Annotated in this window: 8 protein-coding genes; 6 read left to right on the forward strand and 2 right to left on the reverse strand. The window is 72.2% G+C overall.

Annotation, left to right across the window (positions count from 1 at the left end; all coding sequences use genetic code 11):
* On the reverse strand, positions 1 to 266 hold a 266-nt coding region (locus tag VN520_RS09960), incomplete at its 3' end, for a Fur family transcriptional regulator (protein WP_325746503.1).
* 264 nt (positions 267 to 530) lie between these two features.
* On the opposite strand from VN520_RS09960, the gene VN520_RS09965 reads away from it, so the two are divergent.
* From VN520_RS09965 to VN520_RS09985, 5 genes are all read left to right on the forward strand, one after another.
* A complete protein-coding gene (locus VN520_RS09965) occupies positions 531 to 752 on the forward strand; it encodes a ferredoxin (protein ID WP_325746504.1) in 222 nt (73 codons plus the stop codon).
* 188 nt (positions 753 to 940) lie between these two features.
* Complete coding sequence (locus VN520_RS09970; protein WP_325746505.1) at positions 941 to 2,527, forward strand: ABC transporter substrate-binding protein; 1,587 nt, start codon at positions 941 to 943, stop codon at positions 2,525 to 2,527.
* Positions 2,524 to 3,474: an ABC transporter permease gene (locus VN520_RS09975; RefSeq protein WP_325746506.1), complete on the forward strand. Its 951-nt coding sequence runs from the start codon at positions 2,524 to 2,526 to the stop codon at positions 3,472 to 3,474. Before VN520_RS09970 ends, VN520_RS09975 begins: the two co-directional genes overlap by 4 nt.
* Complete coding sequence (locus VN520_RS09980; RefSeq protein ID WP_325746507.1) at positions 3,471 to 4,331, forward strand: ABC transporter permease; 861 nt, start codon at positions 3,471 to 3,473, stop codon at positions 4,329 to 4,331. Before VN520_RS09975 ends, VN520_RS09980 begins: the two co-directional genes overlap by 4 nt.
* Complete coding sequence (locus tag VN520_RS09985) at positions 4,328 to 5,908, forward strand: ABC transporter ATP-binding protein (protein ID WP_325746508.1); 1,581 nt, start codon at positions 4,328 to 4,330, stop codon at positions 5,906 to 5,908. The genes VN520_RS09980 and VN520_RS09985 overlap by 4 nt, the downstream gene beginning before the upstream one ends.
* 75 nt (positions 5,909 to 5,983) lie before the next feature.
* On the opposite strand, the gene VN520_RS09990 is transcribed toward VN520_RS09985, so the two are convergent.
* A complete protein-coding gene (locus VN520_RS09990; protein WP_325746509.1) occupies positions 5,984 to 7,648 on the reverse strand; it encodes a (2,3-dihydroxybenzoyl)adenylate synthase in 1,665 nt (554 codons plus the stop codon).
* A 245-nt stretch (positions 7,649 to 7,893) separates the two neighbouring features.
* Between VN520_RS09990 and VN520_RS09995 the strand changes: the two genes are divergently transcribed.
* Positions 7,894 to 11,653, forward strand: a 3,760-nt coding sequence (locus VN520_RS09995; protein ID WP_325746510.1) for an amino acid adenylation domain-containing protein, incomplete at its 3' end; no start/stop codon positions are given.

Here is an 11,653-nt window from a genome sequence, read left to right on the forward strand (position 1 = left end):
GCCCAGCGTTCGACCACGCCGGCCTCGACCTCCATGCTCAGGCCGCAGTCACGGCAGACGAGATAGTGGCGGTGCCCGTCGGCGGGCCGGGGTCGGTACAGCCGCTCCCCGTTCTTCTCTCGTACGACGTCGAGCTGTCCAGACCGGTCCAAGGCGTGGAGAGTCCGGTACACCGTGGTCAGGCCAATGGTGATGCCGTCGGCTTCCAGCGCCTCGTGCAACTCCTGCGCGGAGGTGAAGCCGGCTCGCTGGTGCAGTGCGGTCATCACGGCCTTCCGTTGGCGTGTCGGGCGCAACGGGGCCGGCAGCTGTGTTGCGGATGTTTCGCGCAGGCTGCCCACCTCCAAAGTGATGATGCACATGGTAATCATTTCCATAAGAGATTCAAAGAACGGTTGGGGCTTTGGCGGATGGAGTCCTGGGGTGTTCGCGGGCGGAGTGTAGGGCTAGTTGAATATGGAAGTCATTACCGACTACTGTCTGACTGTCGAACAGGTGGTCGCGTGGACGGCGGCAGGGGAGGGGTCCTCATGACCGTGGTAGGCCGGGCGTCCGAAGCCCGGAAGATCAGTGTCGAGCGGGATCGGTGCGTGGGGGCGGGGCAGTGTGTGCTCGCCGCGCCGACCGTCTTCGACCAGGACGAAGAGGAAGGGCTCGTGCTGGTCCTGGACGGGGAGCCTCCCGCGTCCCAGTCGGATGCGGTGCGTGAGGCCGTGTGGGCCTGCCCGTCTGGCGCCCTGGCCTTGCGGTAGTCCGCAAGATCGCGGTAGTCCACGAGCGCTGCGGGACGCTCCAAGCGCCCAGACGTGACGGAAGCGATACATCTCGCGGCCGAGCGCGCTGCTGACCTACTGGTCACCGGCTCCCGCTGGGCCCTACTTCACACGCCGTGCATGTGCCACGGCTTCTTGATCAGCTCAGCAGAACGTCAAGGAGAAGCATGTCCAGACAGATCGATCGCCGCGCCTTCCTCCGTCGCGGTGCTGCGGGGGCCGCGGCTATGGCGGTGGGCCCCGGCCTGCTGGCGGCGTGCTCCACCGACGAGCCCGCATCCGACCGCAAGACCGGACCGGGTTCGTCGCCCCGCTCGGGCGGCACGCTGCGGGCCGCCTTCGTCGGAGGCGGCGCCTCGGAGACGCTCGACTTCTTCAACGGCCCGTCCGCTCTCGACCTGGTGCGTGCCCGAGCCTGGCACGGCACCCTGGGCAACCTGGACCCCAGCGGGCCCGACGGGGTGCGCTATGGCGTGCTCAAGGGCATCGACATCGCCGACGATCTGTCGGCCTACACCCTGCACGTGCGGCCCGGCGTCCGCTTCACCGACGGCTCCGAGCTGACCGCTGCCGACGTCCTGCACTCCCTCAGCGCCCTCGCGGCCAACAGCAAACTGCCCGTGTACCGGCTCGCCGCCGCCAACTTCGACCTCGCGCACGCCAGGGCCGACGGTGACCTGAAGGTCGTACTGCCCACCCTGCGGCCCATCGCCGACGGCCGCATGATCCTCTGCCAGGGCAACTTCCTGGTGGTCAAGGACGGAACCAAGAACTTCCGCAAGGGCATGCCGAGTTGCGGCCCCTTCCGGCTGACCGAGTTCACGGCCGGGCAGGGTGCGGCGTTCGAGCGCTACGACGACCACTACGGCCACGTACCCCGCCTAGACGGATTGGAGTTGCGGTCGATCGCCGACTCGACCGCCAGGGCAGGAGCGCTCACCGGCGGTGAGATCGACTTCGCGCACGACCTTTCACCCGTTACCGCGCGCACACTCGGGGACAAGGGGAACGTCGAACTCGTCCCCACGGAGAGCCCGTACCTGGTCGGCCTGTCCTTCCAGATGAACATGAAGGCCAAACCTTTCGACGACCCCAGGGTGCGCGAGGCGTTCAAGCTCGCGGTCGACCGGCAGGCCATGGTGGATACGGTGTTTTACGGCAACGCCGAAGTCGGCAACGACCTGCCCTCCATCGGCTTCCCCGACTACGCGGAGGGCCTGCCCCAGCGCGCCCACGACCCGGAGCGGGCTCGGGCGCTGCTCAAGGAGGCCGGAGCCGAGGGGATGAAGGTCGCGCTGACGACCGGGCCGGAGACGCCGGGCATGGTCGAGATGGCCACCCTCTTCGTCGAGGACCTGAAGAAGGTCGGTGTCCGGACGTCTGTGCGTGAACTGCCGGCGGGACAGCTTTACGCGGACTTCCCCGCCTACGCGGCGCTGCCGTTGGCTGGCTCCTACCAGATGCCCATCCCCGCGCTGTCGACCTACCAGATGAGCACGGCGGGTGGATCGCCGTCGGCGTTCGGCTGGAAGGAGTCCGCGACCGACACCCTCGTGGCGAAGGCCCGCGCCGAGAGCGACCAGGCCGAGGCCAGGAAGTTGGGAACACAGGCGCAGCGCACACGCTGGGAGGAGGGCAACCAGGTGCTGCCGGTCTTCAAACCGAACCTGAACGCCCAGGCCAAGGGGGTCCGTGGGATACGTGACGATCTCTTCGAGCAGTTCCCCGGCTTCTCGCAGGCGTCGCTGGCGTGAGCCTGATCGCGTTCGTCGGCCGGCGCCTCATGGGGGCGGCCGTCCTGCTCGTCGTGCTGTCGGCCGCCATCTTCGCGGCCACGGCGGTCCTTCCGGGCGACGCGGTCAGCGCGGTCGCCGGGATGGACGCCTCCGATGCGCAGCGCGCCGAGGTCCGCGCCGAACTAGGGCTGGACCGGCCGGTCGCCGAACGGTACGCGGACTGGGTGGCAGGCGCGGTCCGGGGGGATCTGGGCCGTGGCTTCGTGGGGGAGCGGCCGGTCACCGACGTCCTCGCCACTCGCCTGCCCAACAGCCTGCTCCTCGCCGGGCTGACGCTCGCGGTCACCGCGCCACTGGCAGCGCTCCTGGGCCTGTGGACCGGGCTGCGCGGGGGCGGTGCCGACCGCTTCGTCTCGACGGCCGCCCAGGTCCTTGCCGCCGTACCGGAGTTCGTCATCGCCGCGTTGCTCGTCGCGGTACTGGCGGTGTGGCTGGAGCTCCTGCCGCGTGTTTCCGTCATCCCCCTGGGCGGTACGCCGCTCGATGTGCCGCACGCGCTGATCCTGCCCGTACTGACGCTCAGCGCCGTCGGGCTGGCGGTGGCCACCAGGCTCCTGCGGGTCTCCGCCGCAGACGTGGCGGCCACCCCTTATATCGAAGCCGCACGGCTCAACGGAGTGCGCGGGGTACGGCTCGCTGTCCGTCACATCCTGCCCAACGCCGCGGGGCCCGCCGTCCAGGCGCTGACCCTCACCACGGGGGCGCTGGTGGGATCCGCAGTGGTGGTGGAGAACGTCTTCGACTACCCGGGTATCGGCCGGGAACTGCAACTGGCCGTCGCCGCGCGGGACATACCCATGGTGCAGGGCATCGCCACCGCGCTCGCCGGAGTGATGCTCCTGGTGCTGCTGACGGGGGACATCTGCGCGCGGCTGCTCGACGCGCGGAAGGGACACCAACGATGACGACGGTCCTCACACCGTGGGCGAGACGGACACGTACCGGTGGGCTCGGTACGCCCCGACGTCACAGGCCGCCGCTGCTCATCGGGGCGGGCACGCTGCTCGTCCTCCTGTTCGCGCTGGCCGGCCCGCTGGTGGCGCCGCACAGCCCCACCGCGCAACTCGCCGCCCCCTTCCAGCAGCCCGACGGCCGGTTCCTGCTCGGCACCGACGTGCTGGGCCGGGACGTGGGGAGCCGGGTGCTCTCCGGCGGACGCACGATCGTGCTCACCGCGCTGGCGGGCACGGCGGCTGCCGGAGTGGTCGGCATCACGGCGGGCGTCCTGGCGGCCCTGGCCTCGCGCCGACTGGGTGACCTGCTGCTCCGCTGCGTGGACGCCCTGGCTGTTCTTCCCGCCCTCCTGGTCGTCCTCGTCCTCGCTGCCGGGTTCCCCGGCAGCCACACCGCCCTGGTGGCTTCGGTCGCCCTGGCCACCGTCCCGTTCTCCACGCGTGTACTGCGTGCCGCTGCCGACACGGTGCTCTCCAGCGGATACGTCGAGGCCGCGCTGGCCCGCGGCGACACCCGGTGGGCCGTACTGCGCCATGACGTGCTGCCCAACATCGCCGGACCGGCTCTCACGGACACGGCGCTGCGTCTGGTCGCCTCCCTGCACCTCACCGCCACCGCGGGATTCCTCGGTCTCGGACCGGGCGGGGCGACTCCCGACTGGGGGCGCATGGTGAGTGAGAACGTCCCCGGAGCGACGCTGGCCGCCACACCGTTCCTCGCCCCGGCGCTGCTGCTGGTGCTGCTGTCGGTCTGTGTCGGCCTGCTGGCCGGGCGGCTGGCGGACACGGTGGGGCGAGGTGCCGGATGACCGGCCTCTCGACGCCCCCGCCGCCGGCCGCCGAGACGCTCGCCGATATCAGCGGGCTGACCCTGGGCCCTGTGGCCGGAGGGCCGCCCGTCCTGCGCGACGTCTGCCTCTCGCTGTCGGCCGGGCAGGTACTGGGGGTCGTCGGCCGGTCGGGATCGGGTAAGAGCAGTCTGGCGCACGGCCTCCTCGGACATGCGCGACCGGGCCTGGAGGTCCGCGCCGGAACCGTCCGGGTCGTCGGCCTCGATCCCTTCGACCGGGCGGACGCCCGCCGGCTGCGTGGCCGGGTGGTTTCCTTCCTGGGCCAGGACCCGGCCTCCTCGCTGAATCCCGCGCTGCGGATCGGCGGCCAGATCGCCGAGGCGGTACGGCTGCGCTCGTCCGAGAAGGACAGGGAGGGCGTCCGTGCCCGGGTCGGTGAACTCCTGCTGTCCGTAAGGCTTCCGGCCGATCCGGAGTTCCGCGGGCGGCTGCCCGGGCAACTGTCGGGAGGGCAGGCCCAGCGGGTGGCCCTCGCGCTGGCGTTGGCGGGCCGGCCCAGGCTGCTGGTCCTCGACGAGCCCACCAGCGGGCTCGACCCGGTCCTGGCCGACGGGATGCGCGCCCTGCTGGCCGACGTCCTGCGCCAAGGGGACCGCGCCGCACTGTTGGTCAGCCACGACCCGGCGTGGATCGGCTCGGTGGCCGACGACGTGATCCGCCTCGAAGCGGGTCGGATCGCCGGGCGCGGGATGCCGGTGGCGCCGCTGCCGGTCCAACGGCCCCGGGCTGCCCCGGGCGGCGGCCTCCACGGCGAGGTCGCCCGCGTCACCGCCGCCGAACCCCCCGTCGCCGGTGGGCTCTCCGTGCGGCGACTGCACGCCGTCCACGGGCGCGACCCCGTGCTGCACGACGTCTCCCTCACCGTCCCGGCGGGCTCCTGCACCGCGGTCGTCGGGCCGTCGGGATCGGGGAAGACCACCCTCGCCCGCTGTCTCGCCGGGCTGCACCCCAAGGCATCGGGGATCATCGAGTGGCGGGGCGACGCTGCGAGAGGGGGGCGTGGGGCTCCGGTGCAACTCGTCGCGCAGGACGCCCGCGGGGCCCTCAACCCGCGCGAGTCCGTGGGCGTCGCGCTCACCCGTCCACTCAGGAGAGTCGGGCAACTGCCGACGCGGGCGGCGTCCGACGAGGCGGTGCGGTTGCTCGGGTTGGTCGGGCTGGACACGGACTTACTGGGCCGCCGGCCGGGGGAGTTGTCCGGGGGGCAGCGGCAACGCGTCGCGCTCGCCCGGACGCTGGCCGCCGAACCGCGCGTCCTCGTCTGCGACGAGATCACCTCGGCTCTCGACCCGGAGACGGCGGGCAGGGTCCTCGACCTGCTGGGCTCCCTGCGGCGGGCGCTCGGTCTGACCGTCGTCATGGTGACGCACGACCTGGCCGCGGCGGCCAGTCACGCGGAGCAGGTCGTCGTGCTGGACGAGGGGCGGGTGGTGGAAGCCGGCCGGGCCGACCGCGTACTGGTGAACCCGGAGCATCCCGTCACCCGGAACCTGCTCACCCGTGAGGGCGGTCCGGTCCTCACGGCGCCCGAGTAGGCGCGGGTGCGTGGCTTCGTACGGTGGGCAGGAGGGGCACCCGGCCGGGTGGCGGGTGCCGCTCCGTACCACGCGTCACTGACGCGGCATCTCCCGCGCGAGAGTGGCCTTGTCGACCTTTCCGACGGCGGTGAGCGGGAGGTCGGTGACCTGGACGACCTCGTCCGGCGTCTTGTACTCGGCGAGTCCGCGCTCCTTCAGATGCACGGCCACCTCCCGCGCGCCCGGGGCCTCGCCGTCGCAGACCACGAAGGCGACGGTCCGCTCACCTCGCTGCTCGTCCGGCACACCCACCAGCGCCGCCGCTGTGATCGCCGGATGGGTGAGCAGCTGCTCCTCCACTTCGACCGCGGCGATCTTCTCGCCACCGCGGTTGATCTGGTCCTTGATCCGGCCCACCACCACGAGGTGCCCGGTCGGCAGCCGTCGCACGACATCGCCGGTCCGGTAGTAGCCGTCCGGGGTGAACGCCGTGCGGTTGTGGTCCTCAGCGCGGTAGTAGCCACGCAGCGTGTACGGCCCGCGGGTGAGCAGTTCCCCCGCCGAACCGTCCGGCACGGGCCTGCCGTCGGCGTCCACCACCAGGATCTCGTCGTCCGGCGAGACGGGCCGGCCCTGGGTGGCGCAGACGAGGTCCTCGGGGTCGTCGAGGCGCGTCAGGTTGATCAGCCCTTCCGCCATGCCGAAGACCTGTTGCACGGTCACTCCGAGTGCGGGACCGAGTTTCCTGGCGTGCTCCTCGGGCAGCCGAGCCCCGCCGACCTGAACCACGGCGAGGCTGTCCAGGTCCCAGGTGCCGGAGGCCGCCTCGTCCACCCAGTGAGGGACGAGCGGCGGAGTGAGAGAGGTCAGGGTCACGCCCTCCTGCTCGATGAGCGCGAACGCCGTCTGAGGGCTGGGGTCGGGGGCAACGACGACCGTTCCGCCGGCCATCAGGGTGCCGAGCACGCCGGGGCAGGCGAAGGTGAAGTTGAACCCGATCGGCAGCACCGCGAGGTAGACGGTCCGTTCGTCGAGGGCGCAGACCTCGGCGCAGGCGCGGGCGTTGTACGCGTAGTCGTCGTGGGTGCGCGGTATGAGCTTGGGAAGGCCGGTGGTGCCGCCGGAGAGCAGCAGGAGGGCGACGTCGGCCGGGTTGGCTCCGCCGTCATCGGTAATCGACCCCTGCACGGTGTCCGGCGAGGTGTCGGCGGGCGTCGAGGAAGAAGCCGTCCGCAGCGCCTCGAAGGAGACGAAGCTGCTCTCCGGGCCCGGATCGCCGACCACGACGACGACCCGTGGCGAACGGCCCGGCCCGTGCTCCGCCCGCACCGAGCGCATCAGCTCCCGGTGGTCGAACCTGGCGTGCCGGTCAGGCACCACACAGGCCACCGCATCCGACACGCGTACCAGGTGACCTATCTCCCGGCGCCGGTGGCCGGGCATGGCGTGCACCGGCACGGCGCCGAGGCGCTGCAGGCCGAACCAGACGAGCACGAACTCGGCGCGGTTGGGGAGCTGGACCAGGACGCGGTCGCCCCGCCCGATACCGAGACCTCGCAGTCCATGGGCCACGCGGTCGGCCTCGGCGTCCAGGTCCGCGTAGCTCCACCGGCGGTCCCCGTCGACGAGAGCGACACGGTCGCCGTGGTCGGCCGCTGATCGGCGCAGCCGCGCGCCGAACGTCACTCCCTGCCAGTGGCCCACGGCTCGATAGCGCGCCGATTCCGCCTCGGACCAGGTCTGTTCGGTCTCGGTCATGGGGCCCTGCCTCTCATCTTCGGGCCTCGGGCTCTGGCGCCACGGACCCTTGTGTGACTAGGATGTGAAGTATAGAAATGATAATCATTTTTACCTAGGTGTTGCGGTCCCCCGCCGAAGCCCCGCCTCCGGCGCCAGTCACCCCACCCGCCCCCTCCGACCGGAAGGTCCCATCAGTGAGCGATGAAGCAGTCGTCCAGACACGAGCAGCGGCAGACGAGGGGGCCCATCACGTGTCCGGCGCGGTGCAGGAAGCGGTGGCACGCGCCCTGGAGCTGGCGCCACACGAGCTGGACGACGACCGGGACCTCTTCGAACTGGGTCTCGACTCACTGAAGTTGATGTCCCTGGTCGGTACCTGGCGGCGGGCGGGCAGCACGGTCACCTTCCAGGACCTCACCCGCACTCCGACACTCAGCGCCTGGACGGCCCTGCTCGCACACGAGCGTGCCGCCGAGGAAACCGCCACGACACGCCCCGCCACCCCCGGCACGCTCGCCTCCACCGACGCGCCGGGTTCCGACACGGAACCCTTCCCGCTGGCGACGATGCAGCACGCCTACTGGATCGGACGCCAGGACGGCCAGCCGCTCGGCGGTGTCGCCGCCCACTTCTACGTCGAACTCGACGGCCACGACGTCGACCCCGTCCGGCTCGGCACCGCCCTGCGAACTCTGGTGCGCCGCCACGGCATGCTGAGGGCCGTCTTCGACGAGGACGGACGGCAGCACTACGGCGCGCCCGGAGACCCCCTCACCGTTCACGACCTGCGCGACCGCGATCCGGACGACGCCGAGACCGAACTGGAGCTGCTGCGCGAGCGCAACACCCACGCCCGCCCCGACATCACCTCCGGCGACGTCTTCCGCGCGGCCCTGTGCCTGCTCCCTGACGGACGGACCCGACTGCAGATCGACCTGGACATGATGGCCGGCGACGCGCTGAGCCTCAGAGTCCTCCTGTCCGACCTGCACCGCCTCTACGGCTGTCCCGGCGACCAGCCCCGCGAACTCGCCCTCGACTACCGCCGGTACCTCGCGGAGCACGACGCCCGGCGGAAGGCGGAACGCGAGCAGCACGCGGCCTGGTGGCGCGAACGCCTGCCGGAGCTGCCCCGCGCTCCGCGCCTGCCGACGACCGTCGACCTGCTGACCCCGGTGAGCGCCGAGGACGCCGCGCTCACCCACTCCCGCCGCCTGCACCACTGGCTGGGTCCCGCCGACAAGGCCGCCCTGATCAGCGCGGCACGACGGCATGGCATCACCCCCGCCGCCGCCCTCGCCACCGCGTTCGCCGAAGTCATCGCCGCCTGGAGCGACAGCCGGCGCTTCCTGCTCAACCTTCCGCTCTTCGACCGGGAGATGATCACCGAGGACGTCGCCGGTCTGGTCGGGGACTTCAGCAGCTCGGTCCTGCTCGACGCGGACCTCGGCGCGTCCCTGCCGTTCTCCCGCCAGGCCCGCAGCCTTCAGGAGCGCCTCCAGGAAGGTATCTCGCACGGCGCGTACGGCGGGGTGGAGGTACTGCGCGACCTCGCCCGCGCCGAGGGAGCCCCCGTGCTGGCCCCGGTCGTCTACACCAGCGCCATCGGGCTGGGCGAGATTTTCGAGCAGGACGTCCAGAAGTCCTTCGGCCGCCCCTCCTGGATCATCTCCCAGGGCCCTCAGGTCTACCTGGACGCCCAGGTCACCGAGCTGGACGGCGGCCTGCTCCTCAACTGGGACGTCCGCGACGGGGTGTTGGAGGCCGGGGTCCCGGACGCCGCGTTCGACGCCTACCGCGGCCTCATCGCCCGCCTGATCACCGACCCCGGCACCTGGTCCCGGACCGTGGACGGCCTCCTCGCCCCCGACGTCCTGCCGAGGCGCGCGGTGGCGGCCCTGCCGCCCACGCCACTGCCGGACCGCGCCCTGCACACCCGGTTCTTCCGGCTCGCCGAGGCCGAGCCGGGCCGCGTCGCCGTCGTCCGCACCAGCGGCGACACCCTCACCTACGGCGAACTCGCCGACACCGCCCGAAGGATCACCGCGCTTCTGCGCGAGCACGGGGTGGGCGAGGGCGACACCGTCGCGCTGCCCCTGCCCAAGGGTGCGGCCCAGATCGCCGCCGTCCTCGGCATCCTGGCCGCGGGCGCCGCGTACGCCCCCGTCGGCGTCGAGCAGCCCGCCGTGCGCCGCGAACGCATCCACTCCGTGGCCGGCGCATCCACCGTACTCACCGACCGGGAGCACGCGCCGCTCAGCGAGGGCGTCTCCACTGCCCCGGTGCTCCTCCTGGAGGACGCCGGGACGCGGGAGCCCGCCCCCGTGGTGCAGCCGGACCCCGCCCTGCCCGCCTACGTGCTGTTCACGTCCGGCTCCACGGGACTGCCCAAGGGCGTCGAGGTGTCGCACCGCGCGGTCGTCAACACGGTCGAGGCGATGGAGGAACAGCTCGGCCTCGGCCCCGCCGACCGCACCCTGGCGATCTCCGCGCTCGACTTCGACCTCGCAACCTGGGACATCTTCACCCCGCTGTCGGTCGGCGGACAGGTCGTCACGATCGGTCAGGACCACCGCCGCGACGCCCACCACTGGGCCCGCCTGGTGCGCGAGCACGAAGTGACGCTGGTGCAGTGCGTGCCCGCCCTGCTGGACCTGCTGATGGCCGCCGGGGAGGACGAGGGCCTCGGAGACAGCCTGCGCATGGTGCTGCTCGGCGGGGACTGGGTCGGGCTCGACCAGCCCCGCAGGCTGCGAGCCCTCGTGCCCGGCTGCCGTTTCGTGGCGCTCGGCGGCATGACGGAGGCAGCCGTCCACTCCACGGTGTTCGAGGTCGAGGAGACCGACCCCGCCTGGAGGTCCGTGCCCTACGGCGTTCCGCTGCGCAACATGCGGGCCCGGGTCGTGGACGGACGGGGACGCGACTGCCCCGACCTCGTCCCCGGCGAGCTGTGGATCGGCGGACCCGGTGTGGCCGACGGCTACCGGGCCGACCCCGAACGCACCGCCGAGCGCTTCGTCGAGTACGACGGCGAACGCTGGTACCGCAGCGGCGACCTCGCCCGCTACCGGCCCGACGGCGTACTGGAGTTCCTGGGCCGCGCCGACCACCAGGTGAAGATCGGCGGCCACCGCATCGAACTCGGCGAGGTCGAGTCCGCCCTGGAGGACGACCCCGCCGTACTGCACGCGGTCGCCTGCGTCCTCGACACCCCCGCACGGCACCTCGCCGCGGCCGTGTCCGCGCCCGGGGACGCACCGGATCCGGACCAGGTGCGGCGTCGGGCGGCGCAGCGGCTGCCTGCCTACATGGTCCCCGAGCGCCTCGTCGTCCTGCGCGACCTGCCACTGACCGCCAACGGCAAGCTGGACCGGGCCGCCGTGCGCCGGGCGCTGACCGAGGCGGCCGGCCACGACGGCCCCCGCACCTCGGCACCGGTCGGAACGGTCGAGACGGCGGTGGCGGCGGAGTGGGCCGACCTGCTCGGCATGGCCGACGTAGGCCGGGAGAGCAGCTTCTTCCTGCTCGGTGGCGACTCGCTCGTCGCGACCCGGATGATCGGCCGATTGCGTGCCGCCGGGTTCCCCGGCGCCCGCGTCGCCGACCTCTTCGCCCGCCCCGTGCTCCAGCACTTCTGCGAGACGCTGCGCCCCGAAGAGGTCGATGGCGCCGAGACGGCACCCGCCCTGGCCACCGACCCGGACCACGCCCACGAGCCCTTCCCGCTCACGGACGTCCAGGCCGCCTACCACACGGGTCGCGACCCGCGCTTCACCCTCGGCGGCGTCGGCACCTGGCACTACACGGAGTTCGACGGTACGGACCTCGACCTGGACCGGCTGGAACACGCCTGGAACACCCTCGTCCGACGGCACGGCATGCTCCGCGCGGTCGTGGAGGACGGACACCAGCGCGTGCTGCCCGACGTACCGCCCCTGCGCGTACCCGTGGCGGACGTCCCGGCCGACGACGCCGCCGAGGCGCTGGCCGGCCTGCGCGCCCGCCTGTCCCAGCAGGTGCGCG

The organism is Streptomyces sp. (assembly GCF_035563135.1).
Classification (GTDB): Bacteria; Actinomycetota; Actinomycetes; order Streptomycetales; family Streptomycetaceae; genus Streptomyces.

Coding starts and splice junctions, on each gene's coding strand:
- VN520_RS09965 (WP_325746504.1), top strand. CDS start 531: ATGACCGTGGTAGGCCGGGCGTCCGAAGCCCGGAAGATCAGTGTCGAG.
- VN520_RS09970 (WP_325746505.1), top strand. CDS start 941: ATGTCCAGACAGATCGATCGCCGCGCCTTCCTCCGTCGCGGTGCTGCG.
- VN520_RS09980 (WP_325746507.1), top strand. CDS start 3,471: ATGACGACGGTCCTCACACCGTGGGCGAGACGGACACGTACCGGTGGG.
- VN520_RS09985 (WP_325746508.1), top strand. CDS start 4,328: ATGACCGGCCTCTCGACGCCCCCGCCGCCGGCCGCCGAGACGCTCGCC.
- VN520_RS09990 (WP_325746509.1), bottom strand. CDS start 7,648: ATGACCGAGACCGAACAGACCTGGTCCGAGGCGGAATCGGCGCGCTAT.